Here is a 15,421-nt window from a genome sequence, read left to right as displayed (position 1 = left end):
GTTCTCGCCGGAAGCGAAATGAGGTTACTTCGCGGGGATGGTCAGTGTCGCGCCCGGCACAAGCCGATGCGGCCTTTGACCCTTGTTCGCCTCATAGATGAGTTTCCACCTGGTCGCATCGCCATAGGCTTTCTTTGCCAGATCCCAGTAGGTATCGCCGGCCACGATGACATGGTTGCCGGTGGCTGGCGCGGCTTCAGCGGGCGTTGTCGGTTCTGCTGGCGCCGCCGAAGCGGGAGCGGCAGGCGCGGGGGCGGTCTCGGCAGGTGCCGGCGGCGGGGGTGCCTTTTCCGTCGATATGGCTGGCGGCGTATTGGCGATATCGCCTGAGTTGGCAGGCAGTTCAGGCATCGCCGGTGCGGCCGGTTTGGCGGCTTCGGCCGGTGCCGGCGCTGCCGGTGCGGTCTCCGCGGGCTTTGCTGGTTCGGCAGGCTTGGCCGGCTCGGCGGCGGGAGCTGCCGCTGTCGTCGCGGCGATCTCGGTGATACGGCCGTCGAGCTTTGGCGTATAGGGCCGGTGGGCGCCGAGATAGTCGGCGACGACCTGTTCGAGGCCAGGGCCGTAATCATAGGCATTCCTGGCCTTTTCGGCGAAGACCTTGTAACCGTCGCCGCCCTGGCGGACATAGTTGTTGGTGGCGACCAGATAATCCTTGTCGGGATTGATCGGCGTCCAGGCGCCGTTTTCCATCACCTCCACCGACTTCACGCGGCCGGCATTGGGCGCGACCGACCTGTCGAAGGAATATTTGAGCCCCGCGACCTGCGGGAAGCGGCCGGCGCCGTCCTCGATCTGGCTGAGACCGGCTTCGAGCCCGGCGACCAGATCCTTGCCGGAAATCTGGAAGGTCGCCAGCGTGTTCTGGAACGGCAGCACGGTCAGCACCTCACCCATGGTGACGGTCCCCTTGTCGATCGAGGCGCGCAGGCCGCCACCGTTGGAGATAACGATCTCGACGCCCTGTCCCTTGACGCGGTCGAGTATGGCGTCGGAGACGAGATTGCCCATCTCGCACTCCTTGGCGCGGCAGCTTTCGCGGCTGCCGTCGATCACGTCGGTGGTCTCGGCCACTTCCTTGTTCTTCAGCGCCTCGATCGGCGCGCCGAGTTCCTTGATGCGGGCGAGCACCGCGGGATCGGGCGTGATCGACTTGTCGAGATAGATCGGGTCGCCGCTCGCCGATTTGACGACGCCATTGTCGTCGAACACCACCTTGAACTCGCCGAGATATTTCGAATAGGACGCCGCCTGCACCACCGGAACCTTGTAGCCGCCAGGGTTGTCGACCATGGTCGGGTAGGGGCCAGCCGCCTTCGGATCGGTGTTGGACAGGAGCGTGTGGCTGTGGCCGCCGACCACGACGTCGATGCCGGGGATCTTGGCAATGATGTCGCGTTCCCTGTTGTAGCCTATATGGGTGACGGCGATGATCTTGTTGACGCCTTCTCCCTTGAGTTTCTCGACTTCGGCCGTGATCGACTTGACGTCGTCCTCGATCGTGATGTTGGGGCCGGGGGAGGCGAGTTCGGGCGTGTCGTTGGTGACGGCGCCAATGATGCCGATCTTCTGGCCGCCGACCTCGATCACGATCGACGGCTTGACGCGGTCGCCGAGCTTGGACTGCGCGTTTGCCTTGACGTTGGCGCCGAGCACCGGGAATTTGATCATGTCGAGGAAGGGCGCAAGGGCGGCTTCGCCGTCGTCGAATTCATGGTTGCCGAGCGCCATGGCGTCGAACTTCATGTCGTTGAGGAACTCGCCTTCGACCTTGCCCTTGTAGGTCGTGTAGAACAGCGAGCCTTGGAAATTGTCGCCGGCGCTGAGCAGCAACACGTTCTGGCCTTCCAGCTTCTTGCGTTCCTGGGCGATGGCGGTGATCAGCCGGCCGGCGCCGCCGATGCACTCGCCCTTGGTCTCCTCCTCAGCAGAGCAGGTCGACTCATATTTGTTGTTGCCTTCGATGCGGCTGTGCCAGTCATTGATGTGCAGGATGTTCAGTGTGTAGTCGGCAAAGGATGCCCCGGCCGACAGGCCAAGCGTCGACGCGGAAAGGGCGGCAATGGCGGCAAGCTTCTTCATCTTCGTCTCCCGGTAGGCTGATCGGACGCGTCTACGCCCTTGCTTGACTGGGATATTACAGCCAGCGTTTCGATCATGTTCCCATCGCGTTCCGGCTGACGCAAGCGGAAATGCGGCGGTCTTTCCAGGCGCAAAAAAAGGACGGCGACCAAGCGGCCGCCGTCCTTTGTGACTGGAATGTTCGCCGGGTTCAGGTGCGCCGCGTCAGCACGAAATTCTGGCCGGCGGAGCTGGTGCAGTTGAGCTGGCTGGTAGACACCATCAGACAATTGAAGCTCACCGGGGTTTGGCGGATCAGCGAGGTGCCGTTGATCTGCACCGACGTGGCGCCGGTCATTGTGTAGCTGCCGTCGGCAAGCTTCTGTCCCGTGTCGGTGGCGACGGTCGTGAAGGTGCCGCCGCCGGTGAAGGTCGACAGGCCGGTACCCTTGGCATCGATCCAGGAACCTTCGACGCCTTTCGGCGTGGCAGCCATCGGCGGCTGGTCGGGACCGCTGGTGGCACAGGCAGCAAGCATCGAGGCAAGGGCACCCGCCATGCCCATCGAAAGAACTTTGCGCGCAATCGTCATATGAAATCCTCTCCAAACGCGTCGGTCCAAAAATCGGGCCGATTTCTGGGAAGCACGACGCGAACGTCCAAAGTGCTGGGGTATGCTTTAAGCGTCCAACGGACGCACATCGCCACCCCAGGCCGCATCCCTTCAATCGCCCGATTTCCGGGCGATTGCAAGGCAATGGCACATGGTCCGGGTGATGCTATCGGACGAGGATGTTGCGGAATTGCCACGGGTCGCTGCGGTCGAGGTCTTCCGGGAAAAGGCCCGGGCGTCTGTCGAGCGGCGTCCAGTCGGTATAGTAGCCCTTGACCGGTCCGAGATAGGGCGACTGCACGTCCAGGCAGCGCTTGTAGTCCATCTCGTCGGCCTCGACGATGCCGGCGGCCGGATTTTCCAGCGCCCAGACCATGCCGGCCAGAACCGCCGAGGTGACCTGCATGCCGGTGGCGTTCTGATAGGGGGCCAGCTTGCGCGCCTCGGCAAGCGACAGCTGGGAACCGTACCAGTAGGCATTCTTGTCGTGGCCGTAGAGCAGGACGCCGAGTTCGTCGACACCGTCGACCAGTTCGTTCTCGTCGAGCACGTGGTGCACCGGCTGTGGCTTGCCGGCGGCACCGAACATCTCGTCCAGCGACAGCATGGCATCGTTGCAGGGATGATAGGCGTAGTGGCATGTCGGGCGGTATTGAACCTTGCCCTTCTTGGAGTGCACGGTGAAGAAATCGGCGATCGAGATCGCCTCGTTGTGCGTCACCAGCAGGCCATATTGCGGTCCCGGCGTCGGGCACCAGGAGCGCACGCGGGTGTTGGCGCCAGGCTGCTCCAGATAGATCGCGGCCTTGGAGCCGTGCTTGTGCTTCTTGCCGTTCTTGGGCATCCAGGTCTCATGCGTGCCCCAGCCGAGCTCGGCCGGCTGCAATCCCTCGGAGATGAAGCCCTCGACCGACCAAGTGTTCCAGAACACATCCATCGGCTTGGGCTTCTTGGTGCGCTGGGTGTCGCGTTCGGCGATGTGGATGCCCTTGACCCCGGCCTTCTTCATCAGTTTCCCCCAGCCCTCGCGGTCTTCCTGCGCCGGCTCGGAGAACTCCATGCCAAGATCGGTGGCCAGATTAACTAGCGCCTGCTTGACGAACCAGGACACCATGCCGGGATTGGCACCGCAGGTGGAGACGGCGGTGGCGCCGCCGGGCTTGTCGTGCTTTTCCTTGAGCAGCGCCTCGCGCAACGCATAGTTGGTGCGGCTGGCATTGTCGGCCTTGGCGTCGAAATAGAAGCCAAGCCAGGGCTCGACGACGGTGTCGATGTAAAGCACGCCGAGCTTGCGGCAGAGTCGCATCAGGTCCACCGAGCCGGTGTCGACCGACAGGTTGACGCAAAAGCCCTGGCCACCGCCATTGGTCAGCAGCGGCGTCAAAAGCTTCTTGTAATTCTTCACGGTCACCGCTTCCTGGACGAAGGTGATGCCGCGCTCGTCGAGCAGCTTGCGATCGGTATCGCGCGGATCGACGACCGTCATGCGCGACTTGTCGAACTTGAAATGGCGTTCGATGAGCGGCAGCGTTCCGTGTCCGATCGAACCAAAGCCGATCATCACCACGGGGCCGGTGATCTCACCGTAAACGGGCCAGTTTTCATTCGCCATTTTATCGAGCACTCCTTCAAAACCCAGGAAACCGGGAAACACGCGCAAAACCGGGCATTTTTTGGCCGGCGGCCATGCGCTACATCACAGATCATTGTCACAAACCAGCAAAAAGCGCCAACCACAGCCCGGGCACCATTGGCCACTTGGTTAAGGACGCCAACCTGCCGCGGCCGACTGGGCCACTGCGCTCTCGATGCGCTTTCCTGGCTATAATTGGCCAAGCAATCGTGCAAATTCCGGCTTCAACAGGGCGCTGGCATCGGCGGCGGGCAATTCCAGAAAGTCGCCTCCGCAGACCTGGATGGCATGAGGAAGACTTTGCAGTCCAAAGACCAGGCGTTGCGTGTCGCCGTCGCGTTTGACGCTTGCGGCGAGATATTCGCCAATCAGTTCGTCGGTGCCGCATTCAGCCTCGAAACCGGCATCCGTCGGCTCCGTTCGCTTCTTGATCGGCGCGTCGTCGCCGAAGAATTTAGTTTCGGTGAAATCATGGAGGTCGAACGGGCGCGAAGCCGGCGTCTGCGTCTGTTCGCGGGCCGAGATCCGGGTCAGTTTCACGGGCCGCGTCTTTTTGCCGTTCCAGGTGCCTTCCAGCGTCTTGCCCTTGTCAGCCGAGGCAAGGCGCCAGATGGCTGCGGCGGGTGCTGCCTGACCATTGCCGCATTGCTCGGCGCCGCACACTTCCTCCTCCGCCAGTTCGAACCGGCGCCCTTTGCGCGGCCTAGCCTGCAGTGGGATGTCGACACCTTGCGAGCGGTAGAAATAGCGTCCGGCGAGCGGCCCGTCCGACGCCGACGGATCGCTGGTGAATTCGACGACGATGTCGGCTGATCCGATTTTGCCGGCATAAGTCACAGGCTCGGCTTGAGCTGCCGCGACAACGAAGACAAGCGCGCCGACAAGCGGTGGCAGATTGCGAACAGACATTTTACCCCCGGGCCATGGCTTTCAGATAATCCGCCAGTCTGTCACGGTCGGCGGTCAGGCCCTTGTAGTCAAGCTGCGTCTGGTCCAGCGCAATGAGCTGGTCGGCGAAGGAGACCGCCAGCGTTGCCCGTTCCGGGTGCCGCGCCAGCACGGCGAGCGGGTCGAGATGGATGCGGATGGTGAACAGGACATCGCGCGAAGCCGGCAGTTTGCGCAGCGTCTGACGCTCGACGCGGATGAAGGCGTGCGCCTTGACGTCACCGTCGCGGAAACGCGTCGGCCGGCTGGCCGCGCGGTCGATGCGCTCGACATTGGACAACGGATGGTAGAGCGCGTCGCCTGACTGGATCGACCAATTGTAACGCTCGACGGCCTGGCCCTGCAGGCCATCGAACATCCGGTTGATGAGATCGGCCGGCCTTGTGCCCGGGCCGAAGCCCGGCACCGGCTCGTGGATCCGCTGCAGCGGCCTGCCGAATTTTTCGGTGAGCGCCCAGGACGAAGGAAAGCACAGCGAACCCGCGGCCAGACGCCAGCCGTCTTCGCCCCGCCGCATGAGGATCAGGTCTTCCTGGACCAGCAGCGAGGCCGCGACCAAGGGAGCGCCGATGAGGCTGGAAGGGATGGCGGGATGGCTCGTCGTGCCCACGACCGCAACGCCCGCATCGCTGCGCCGGTGGGTGTCGGGAAATCTTTCCGGCAGGTAGGCGGCGAGCAAGTCGAGCACCTCTTGCTGGGCAGCGCGCGTGCCGTCCTCCTCGACGAAGACGCGCGCGGGGATTTCGTCATAGAGCCGGCGCTTTTCGGCGAGATAGGGCAGCAGGTGACCGTCGACCTCGATCCAGTTCGCGGGGTCGAGCGGCTTCAGCCCGATGGTGAAGAGTTTCGACGAGCCATCATAGGGCGTGTGGGTAGGTTGCCGGAAACTCATGCCTCTTTGAACGAGCCCAAACCGGCGGCGGTCATCCGCGCTGTGAATTCGGTGATGTCGTAGTCGGCGGCGCCCGCCTGGGCGAAAGGATCGGCTGCCAACCTGGCATCGAGCACTTCGCGGGAGCAGCGTGCGATGATGACGCCGCCGGTTCTTGGCCGCTTAGGCCCGGACGCAACGAAGATGCCTTCGGCGTAACAGGCTTCCAGCCACTCGATATGGCCTGGCGCCAAGCGGTCGATCTCGGTGAGCGGCACCTTGTAGTTCAGCGACACGACGAACATTGCATTCTCCGGGCTTGGGTCACGCCAGCCTGGCGGGGATCAGCCCGCGCAGCGAATTGCCGACGAACAGCGCCTTGGCGGATTTCAGGTCATCCAAGCTGTAGATCGCTTCAGTGGCGCGGCCTTCATCCAGAAGCACCGCGCGCAATACGCCAGGCAGCAGGCCGCAATCGAGCCGGGGCGTCGCCAGGATGCCGTCGCCGAAATCGGCGAAGACATTGGTGATCGTGCCTTCGCAGATTTCGCCGCGCTCGTTGGCCAGCAACACCTCATCGGCCTGGGGGATGAGATATTCGGAGCGGGCATGGGTGTAGAGCTGCCGCCAGCTGGTTTTGTGGCGCAGCAGCATGTTGCTCGAAGCGAGCCTCGTCCGTGCCAGCCGCAGCGCCCATACCTTGTCGGCGGCAAGCGGTTCATAGGGCTGCGCCGAGGCGTTGGCCTCGCCATCGCGCCACAGAGCGAGCCGCGTACGCATGGCGATGGGTGATCGATCGACCGCGCCACTCAGGGCTTCGCCGACCTTTTGCGGATCATAGCTGAAGCCCAGTTCCGCCGCCGATCCATAAAGACGTGCAAGATGGCGATCGAGGCGCAGGAAACCCGAGGCGGGTTCCCAGCGCATGGTCTCGATCAGCTCGAAATCGGCGGCGTCCCCGTCGCGAAGCGGGCTTTGAGCAGACATTCCTGGTACTCCTCTTCCGCGACCGAATCGAAGACGATGCCGCCGCCGACATTGTAGACAGCCTCGCCGCTGGCAAAGAGCGAGATGGTACGGATCGCCACGGAAAAGCGCATCGTGCCGCCGGGTGCGATCCAACCGATGGCACCGCAATAGACGTCGCGGGGCGTGCCTTCGAGATCGTGCAGGATCTCCATGGCGCGGATTTTCGGCGCGCCGGTGATCGAGCCGCAGGGAAACAGCGCCGCGAAGATCTGGCGTATCGAGAGGCCGGGCAGCAGCTGGGCCCTGACGTCGCTCACCATCTGGTGCACGGTCGGGTAGGTCTCGATGCGGAACAGTTCCGGCACCTCCAGCGTGCCGACCTCGCTGATCAGCGATATGTCGTTGCGCAGGAGATCGACGATCATCCGGTTCTCGGCCTGGTTCTTCTCGTCGTTGCGCAGGAAATTCTTCTGCCGCTCGTCCTCGTCCCTTGTCGCGCCGCGCGGTGCGGTACCCTTCATCGGGTGCGTTTCGATCCTCCCAGCCGCATCGATCTCGAAGAACAGTTCGGGCGAGCGCGACAGAACGATGGGATCGCCGAGCGCGACCAGCGCGCCATATTTCACCGGCTGGCGTTCGGTCAGCGCGTCGAAGGCGGCGAGCGGATCGCCGGACCATTGCGCTTGCACCGGAAAGGTGAGGTTGCCCTGGTAGCAATCGCCTTGCCTGATGTGCCGGTGCAGCCGCGAGAACCGCTTCTCGTAGTCCTCGAACGACCACGTCGCCCTTGCATCGAAGATCGGGCCGTTGGTCTGCGTGCTTGGCGGCGGCACCGCCTCTTCATCGGGAGCATCGAAGACCCCGAGGCAGACCAGCGGGGCCCGGCGCCGGCCCGGGAGCAGGGGAACGAGTTTCGGCTCGAGCAGGTAACCGGCCTCGTAGGAGAAATAACCGGCCAGCCATTTGCCGGCGTCGTGTGCGGCCTGCGCTGCTTGCAACGCGGCCGGGAAATCCTTGGCCTCATGCGCGACGATAACATTGGCCGGCCGCTCGAAAACGAGCTGGCGCGCGCTTTCGTCGTTGCGGAAAATTGCGGCGGGCAGGGACATGGGAACCGGGATCGATGTAGCCGACGATCGCTCTATATGGAGGGCCGGGCGCACGCAATCGAGGGAACGGCACCCTGTCCCTCAAAGCCGACCTTTGCCGCATCGAACCTTGCGATCAAAAAGAAGGCGGCGGCGCCCTTGGCGCCGCCGCCACATGGTCCCCATCGTTCAGGTGTTGCTGGCGGTTCCGGCCGTTGGAAACTGCCTGGCGAATTCGGCCTCGTTGCCGGCGGCGAGCAGCTTGGCCTGCTCGATCCAGCGTTCGCGCGCGATGCGGCCGTCGAAGTTCATGACGTCCTCGATCCGCTTGATGTCGGCTGATGTCCAGGCGGCGATCTGGGCGAAGCTGGTAACGCCTTGCGCCTTGAGCAGTTTTTCGTTGACCGGGCCGATGCCGATCAGCCGGCGCAGATTGTCGGGCTTGCCCGACGCCGGCTTGGCTGCTGCTGTTGCGGCCTTCTTTGCGGCGGGCGCTGCCTTGGGCGCGGCCGAGGTCTTCGCCGGAGTTTTGGTTGCTGGAGCCTTGGTCGGCGAAGCCTTGGCCGCCGCTGCCGAAGCAGTTGCGGATTTGGCCGCCGCAGGCTTCGGCGCCGTCTTTGCCGGGGCGGCCTTCGCGGCGGCTGGCTTGGCTGTCGCCGAAGCGGATTTGCCAACGGCAGGCGTCGACATCAGGGCTGCCGGTGGCTGACTTGACGCCTTTGCTCCGCCGACGCCCGACGAGGCCTGCGCCTCGCGCAGCTGACGCTCGAGATCGGAGCGGGTCTTGCCGCATGCATTGAGTTCGCCGGTCAGGCGGTCGCTGTCGGCGCGCAGCTTGTCGCGCTCGCTGCGGGTGCGATCGACGTCGCCGCGCAAACTGTCGAGTTCACCGCGCAGACGCCCCCAGATGAACCAGCCGACCAACACGCCTACCAGGAACGCCAGGACCACGTAGAAAAAAGTGCCCATTGTCTCTCTCCAGTCAGATCCGTCTGCCGTGGGTCAAGACCTTCGGCGCAGGACTACTCGATGATGGTTCCGCGGTTCGCGGAACAGCCGGCTTCGGTTCGAGCTGTCGGCGATCGGCTTTGCCTGCCCATGGCCAACGGCCGTCGTCGCGTTCGCCTGGGCGCACGGCCGGCCGGGACTTTCCCTCGCCGATCCGCATGCGCTCCGGCTGAGCTTAAAGGGAAAGCTACCATAGAGCTTGCGGAAAGCTATGGGAAAACGTTCCCGGAGAGTTCTTCAAGAACAAATATTTAGGCCAAGAATAGCGCGGCCCAAACATGCATTCCGGCTAAACTGTTCTTGCCGGGCGAGAGGCGACTCAATCGTCCAGCGTTTCCAGTTCGTCGATCAGGCCGCCGATCACGGCGAGCCCGATCTGCCAGAAGGCGGGGTCGGTGGCGTCGAGACCGAAAGGCGCCAGAAGCTGAGAATGATGCTTGGTGCCGCCGGCACGCAGCATCTCGAAATATTTGTCCTGAAAGCCGCGCTCGGCATTCTGGTAGACCGCATAGAGCGAATTCACCAGACAGTCGCCGAACGCATAGGCATAGACGTAGAAGGGCGAGTGGATGAAATGAGGGATGTAGGTCCAGAACACCTCGTAACCCTCGCGCAACTTGATCGCCGGTCCCAGGCTCTCGGCTTGCACCTCCAGCCAGAACTGGCCGAGCCTGTCGGATGTCAATTCACCGTTGCGACGCTCGGCATGCACCTTGCGCTCGAATTCATAGAAGGCGATCTGGCGTACCACCGTGTTGATCATGTCCTCGACCTTCTGGGCGAGCATGGCTTTGCGCTCGCGCCGGTCGGTGGTCCGCTCGAGCAGCGAGCGGAAGGTCAGCATCTCACCGAAGACGGACGCCGTCTCCGCCAGAGTCAGCGGCGTCGAGGCCATCAGCGCGCCCTGGCCGGCGGCCAGCACCTGATGCACGCCGTGCCCGAGTTCATGCGCCAGCGTCATCACATCGCGCGGTTTGCCCATGTAGTTGAGCAGCACATAGGGGTGAGCCGATGGCACGGTCGGGTGGGCGAAGGCGCCGGGAGACTTGCCCGGACGCACCGGCGCGTCGATCCAGTTGCGGTCGAAGAAGGTGCGCGCGATCTCGGCCATCTCGGGCGAGAAGCGGTGATAGGCCGACAGCACGGTGTTCCTGGCCTCGTCCCAGCCGATCACCGCCTGCGGCGTCTCCGGCAAGGGCGCGTTGCGGTCCCAGTGGTTCATCACCTCCATGCCGAGCCAGCGCGCCTTCATGGCGTAGTAGCGGTGCGACAGGCGCGGATAGGCCTCGCGCACCGCGGTGGCGAGCGCATCGACCACGCCGCGCTCGACGCGGTTGGCGAGGTGGCGTGAATCGGCGATGTCCTCGAAACCGCGCCAGCGGTCCGAAATTTCCTTGTCCTTGGCCAGCGTGTTGGTGATCAGCGTGAAGGTGCGCAAATTCTTGCGGAAGGTCGTGGCCAATGCCTCCGAGGCGCGCCGGCGAACATCGCCATCGGCGTCCTGCAGCCGGTTGAGGGCCGGCTCCAGCGTCAATTCCTCGCCGTCGACATCGAAGCGAAGATCGGTCATCGTCTCGTCGAACAGGCGGTTCCAGGCGCCGCGCCCGGTGATCGATTTTTCGTGGAAAAGCTGCTCGACGCGGTCCTCGAGCTGATAAGGCTTGTCCATGCGCAGATCGAGCACCCACGGGCGGTAATGCCCGAAGGCGGGGTCGCTGGCCAGCGCGCTTTCGATCGCCGCATCGTCGATAAGGTTCAGCTCGAGCGCGAAGAACAGAAGATGCGCGCTGGCGTCGGTCATCTTCTCCTGGATGTCGCCATAGAGCTTGGCGCGCTGCGGATCGGCGGTGTTGCCGGCATAGACGAGGCCGGCATAGGAGACGATGCGGCCGATCAGTTCCTCGAGTGCCTCGTAGGCGGCAAGCGCCTCGCCCAGCCTGCCGGCGCTGCCGCGCCCGGCCTCGGCGGCTAGCGTGCCTTTCCAGCGGGCCTCGAATACGATGGCGTCGGCGGCCGCTTTGGCAATGTCGCGCTTCAGTTCCGGCGCCTCCATGCCGGCATAAAGATCGGCGAGGTTCCACTCCGGCAGATCGCCAAGCCCGGCCGCCGCACCCTGACCGGACGCTGGCGCCGCAATCCGCCGATCAAACATCATGCGCATCGACATACCTTCTTTGAATCAAGTGACCGGAATTACCGAGCCGGACTCAACGCGAATGGAGAAGCCGGTCAAATCCTAAGGAATTCGTTCACCGGGTTTTTTGAAACCTTATTTAGAACCCTGTGCCAAGATGATCCATGGGGAATTCGGGCCCGGGCAAACCAAGACAGTCATGACAGGTTCCATACTCATAGTCGATGACGATCCCGTGCAGCGGCGGCTGCTCGAGGCGGCGGTGACTCGGTTCGGCCATACCGCAATCATCGCCGATGGCGGTGCTGCCGGCCTCGAAGTCCTCGACGGGCCTGGCGCCCGCGACGTCTCGGTCGTGATCCTCGACCTTGTCATGCCCGGTCTCGACGGCATCGGCGTGCTGAAGGCGATGCGCGAGCGCGACATCAGCGTGCCCGTCATCGTGCAGACCGCACAGGGCGGCATCGAAACCGTGGTTTCGGCGATGCGCCACGGCGCTTTCGATTTCGTCGTCAAGCCTGCTTCGCCCGACAGGCTGCAGGCCTCGATCTCCAATGCGCTCAAGGTCGAGGCGGTCGAGGGCGAGGTCAAGCGCACATCGCGCAAACGCGGCGGGCTGCTGACTTTCAGGGACATGATCACCCACAGTCCGGCCATGGACAGGGTGATACGCCTCGGCCAGAAAGCGGCGGCCTCCAACATCCCGATCCTAATCGAGGGCGAATCCGGCGTCGGCAAGGAGCTGGTGGCGCGTGCCATCCAGGGTAGCGGCGACCGCCGCTCGAAACCGTTCGTCACCGTCAATTGCGGCGCCATCCCCGACAATCTGGTGGAATCCATCCTGTTCGGACACGAGAAAGGCTCGTTCACCGGCGCCACCGACAAGCACACCGGCAAATTCGTCGAGGCGCATTCCGGCACGCTGTTCCTCGACGAGATCGGGGACCTGCCGCTCGAGGTCCAGGTCAAGCTGCTGCGCGCGGTCCAGGAGGGCGAGGTCGATCCGGTCGGCGGCCGCTCGACCGTCAAGGTCGACATCCGGCTGATTTCGGCGACGCACCGCAATCTCCTGCAGCAGGTCAAGGACGGCAAGTTCCGCGAGGATCTGTTCTACCGGCTCAACGTCTACCCGATCTTCGTGCCGCCGCTGCGTGACCGCCGCGACGACATTCCCCATCTGGTCACGCATTTCATGGAAAAGATGGCGCCCGCGGACCCGCGCCATCGGCTGAAAGGCATTTCGGCGGCGGCACTTGCGGTGCTGCAGGCCTATGACTGGCCTGGCAACATCCGGCAGCTCGAAAACGCCTTCTTCCGCGCATCGGTGCTGTGCGAAGGCGATGTGTTGACGGCCGACGATTTCCCGCAGATCCGCGCGCAGGTGGAAGGCACTGTCAATCTTGAGGTGGACGACACGTTCGAAACCAGCGGCGCTGCGCCGCCGCTGGCGCCGCACGACGAGGACGTCGTGCCCGACGAGACCGCTCCGGCAACTGTGCAGCCGGCCGGGGCGCAGCCCCGCTTCGGCACGCTGCGGGCGCTCGACGAGCGCGGCAATGTGCGTGCGCTGGCCGACGTCGAACTCGAAATGATCAAGCTCGCCATCGATCACTACAACGGCCAGATGAGTGAGGTCGCCCGCCGGCTCGGCATCGGCCGCTCGACGCTTTACCGCAAGCTCAAGGAATACGGTATCGACCCGGAAACCGGCCGCGTCGACAGGCTTGCATCCTGAACCGCAAGGCCGGGACCAGCTTCCCTCGTCATTATGTGGGCTGACAGAGTGCCTTCCCGGACTATCGCGGGTCGGAGGCGGCACTCGATGTGGGTATTGTTCACGCATTGAGGCCAGTGGTAACAGATCGTGTTCGGCCAAAGCCGGAATCCTGATCTAAACCAGCGGTTTACCAAGAAACCGCGCGGACAATTTTTGACGGGATATCGCCACGGTGTTACCGCATTTCGGCTTCAATAAGCGATGATTAACCATTAGGATCGATATTCGGATGTGAAAACGACACGTCCGTTTGGGCAAATCCGGGGACAAACGGCAGCCTGCAAGGCCTTTTGATTTGAACAGAATCGAACGATTCACAAACGGGCGGCACTATCATTTGAGCGTCTGGCCGAGATGGTTGGCGGCGGTGATTGTCGCATTTGGTTTTGTTGCCGCGGCCGCCACGGGCGCCCAGGCCGAAGTTCGTTCGCTAAAGCTCTACCACCTCCACACGCACGAGAAGGCGGAGATCGTCTACAAGCGCAATGGCCGCTACGTTCCCGAGGGCCTGAGGAAGATCAACATCATCCTGCGCGACTGGCGCCGCAACGAGCCGACCAAGATGGACCCGCGTCTGCTGGATCTGGTCTGGGAGGCTTATCGCGAAAGCGGCGCCACCGATTATATCCAGGTCGTCTGCGGCTACCGCTCGCCCTCGACCAATTCAATGCTGCGCAGCCGCAGCCGCGGTGTCGCCGAGAAGAGCCAGCATATGCTTGGCAAGGCGATGGATTTCTATATTCCCGGCGTGCCGCTAAAGAAGCTGCGCAACATCGGCCTCAAGATGCAGGGCGGTGGCGTCGGCTATTACCCGACCTCCGGTTCGCCGTTCGTCCACATGGATGTCGGCAATGTGCGCCACTGGCCCGGCATCAGCCGCCAGGAACTGGTCAGCCTGTTCCCCAATGGCAAGACGCTGCATGTGCCGAGCGATGGCCGGCCGCTGCCCGGCTATGAACAGGCGCTGGCCTCCTACCAATCACGCAAGGGTTCCGGCACACCGAATATCGAGATGGCCAGCGCCGGCGGCAGCGGCAAGAAATCCGGCGGGTTCCTCTCTGCCTTGTTCGGCGGCGGTGGCGACGACGAGGCCGACGACAGCGCCGACGTGGAGACCGCTTCGGCCGCACCTGCGCCCAAGGCTAGAAATCTGAAGCCGGCCGCCGCCGCCAAGAGCAGCAACGTGCCTGGCATCGCCATCGTGGCCCCCGAGAATGCCCAACGGGCCGACATTCCGCAGGTTGCCGACGAGCAGGCTCCGGAACCGGAGAAGAACACGCCGGAGACGATTATCGCGGCGCTGCCGGCCAAGGAAATCCCGCTGCCCGATTTCGCGCCGCGGCCGAAGGCCGATGTCGGCGCGCAGCCGCCTGAGAATGTTCCCTTCGCCACGGCGGATGCGACGGCCACCACCGAACAGGCAGTGGCGACGGCTCAGGCACCGGCGCCTTTCGGCAAGTCCGATCCGGCAGCCATCGCGGAAGCCGCGGCCGCAGATCCGGCGCAGGTCGCCGTCAACAACATCCCACTGCCGACATGGCGCCCCGAGCGCTCGCTGCCGGCGGACCTCGCACCGCCGCCCAGCAAGGATGTGCTGATGGCGCTGGCCGAAACGGCTGACCAGGGCAAGACCGCGACGGATGCGTTCTCCGTGCTGCCGACAGCGCGTCCCGAGCCGACCAAGCTGGACGCCGTCAAGGCCGTTCTCGACCAGGCCAATGCCCAGGTCGGCACCGCCGACGAATATCAGGTGGCCTCGTTGGCCGAAGAACCGCGTTCGGCCTTCAACGATCCGTCTGGTGTCGATGCGGCCTCGCCGCGCCAGGCTGTTGCCGCCCGTCCTGCCGGTTCCGATCCGGTCGCCGCGATCGGCGCTGGTGTGAAGACGACCCGCAAGGAAGCCAGGGCCACCGTCCGCGACCAGAAACCCGGCCCCAGGGCCGTAGTGGTTGCCGCTGCTCCGCAGGCCGCCCGCTGGGCGCTGACCAGCGGCGAAAACGTTGCCGCCGTTTCGAGCGCGACGACCGCGCCGGGTTACGCCTACAACATCGTGCATACGCCGCCGAGCGAGGTCTATACGACTGGCTTCCAGGCGGGCAACCAGATGGCCGATGCCAACCGTTTCACCGGCAATGCCGTCAAGTTCCTGTCGGTCGCCCGTTTCCAGACGAAGTAGCGAACAGCCCGGAATATTGCTGAAGCCGCGCCGGGCGACCCGCGCGGCTTTTTGCTGTCCAGAGGTGCGATGCAGGTGGTGCCTGATGCCGCAGGATCACATGATGAAGAAGCAAACTGCCGCACCAGGGTGGTGACGTGCTGGCG

At 63.8% G+C, this 15,421-nt stretch carries 12 protein-coding genes; 2 read left to right on the top strand and 10 right to left on the bottom strand.

Annotated elements, in window-relative coordinates; genetic code table 11:
* Positions 1-24 precede the first annotated feature (24 nt).
* The 10 genes from FJ434_RS07265 to FJ434_RS07220 form a co-directional block, all read right to left on the bottom strand.
* Positions 25-2,079: a bifunctional UDP-sugar hydrolase/5'-nucleotidase gene (locus tag FJ434_RS07265; RefSeq protein WP_140745360.1), complete on the bottom strand. Its 2,055-nt coding sequence runs from the start codon at positions 2,077-2,079 to the stop codon at positions 25-27.
* A gap of 190 nt (positions 2,080-2,269) precedes the next feature.
* Entirely contained in the window at positions 2,270-2,650 is a 381-nt protein-coding gene (locus tag FJ434_RS07260) for a hypothetical protein (protein WP_027146250.1), read from the bottom strand.
* Positions 2,651-2,837: 187 nt separating this feature from the next.
* On the bottom strand, positions 2,838-4,283 hold the full coding sequence (locus FJ434_RS07255; protein WP_140745362.1) for a homospermidine synthase: 1,446 nt from the start codon (positions 4,281-4,283) through the stop codon (positions 2,838-2,840).
* A 210-nt stretch (positions 4,284-4,493) separates the two neighbouring features.
* Positions 4,494-5,213, bottom strand: coding sequence for a hypothetical protein (locus FJ434_RS07250; protein ID WP_140745364.1), 720 nt, complete (start codon positions 5,211-5,213; stop codon positions 4,494-4,496).
* Position 5,214: 1 nt separating this feature from the next.
* On the bottom strand, positions 5,215-6,144 hold the full coding sequence (locus tag FJ434_RS07245) for a DUF3445 domain-containing protein (RefSeq protein ID WP_140745366.1): 930 nt from the start codon (positions 6,142-6,144) through the stop codon (positions 5,215-5,217).
* Positions 6,141-6,428, bottom strand: a complete 288-nt coding sequence (locus FJ434_RS07240) for a YciI family protein (protein ID WP_140712786.1) — start codon at positions 6,426-6,428, stop codon at positions 6,141-6,143. The genes FJ434_RS07245 and FJ434_RS07240 overlap by 4 nt, the downstream gene beginning before the upstream one ends.
* Positions 6,429-6,447: 19 nt before the next feature.
* Entirely contained in the window at positions 6,448-7,110 is a 663-nt protein-coding gene (locus FJ434_RS07235; RefSeq protein WP_140745368.1) for an aminotransferase class IV family protein, read from the bottom strand.
* On the bottom strand, positions 7,059-8,201 hold the full coding sequence (locus FJ434_RS07230; RefSeq protein WP_140745370.1) for an aminodeoxychorismate synthase component I: 1,143 nt from the start codon (positions 8,199-8,201) through the stop codon (positions 7,059-7,061). The genes FJ434_RS07235 and FJ434_RS07230 overlap by 52 nt, the downstream gene beginning before the upstream one ends.
* Before the next feature lie 168 nt (positions 8,202-8,369).
* On the bottom strand, positions 8,370-9,149 hold the full coding sequence (locus tag FJ434_RS07225) for a proton-conducting membrane transporter (RefSeq protein ID WP_140745372.1): 780 nt from the start codon (positions 9,147-9,149) through the stop codon (positions 8,370-8,372).
* A 358-nt stretch (positions 9,150-9,507) separates the two neighbouring features.
* Positions 9,508-11,349: a M3 family oligoendopeptidase gene (locus FJ434_RS07220; RefSeq protein ID WP_181165812.1), complete on the bottom strand. Its 1,842-nt coding sequence runs from the start codon at positions 11,347-11,349 to the stop codon at positions 9,508-9,510.
* Positions 11,350-11,521: 172 nt separating this feature from the next.
* Here FJ434_RS07220 and FJ434_RS07215 point away from each other — a divergent pair, with 172 nt between their 5' ends.
* The gene (locus FJ434_RS07215; protein WP_140745374.1) at positions 11,522-13,057 is read left to right on the top strand and encodes a sigma-54 dependent transcriptional regulator; all 1,536 of its coding nucleotides are present in this window, start codon (positions 11,522-11,524) and stop codon (positions 13,055-13,057) included.
* A gap of 409 nt (positions 13,058-13,466) precedes the next feature.
* Positions 13,467-15,275, top strand: coding sequence for a DUF882 domain-containing protein (locus tag FJ434_RS07210; RefSeq protein WP_246678245.1), 1,809 nt, complete (start codon positions 13,467-13,469; stop codon positions 15,273-15,275).
* The last annotated feature ends 146 nt before the right edge of the window (positions 15,276-15,421 follow it).

This window comes from Mesorhizobium sp. B2-5-13 (assembly GCF_006440535.1).
Classification (GTDB): domain Bacteria; phylum Pseudomonadota; class Alphaproteobacteria; order Rhizobiales; family Rhizobiaceae; genus Mesorhizobium; species Mesorhizobium salmacidum.
The sequence above is the reverse complement of the archived record's forward strand: the minus strand, read 5'-3'. Positions and strand labels throughout refer to the sequence as shown.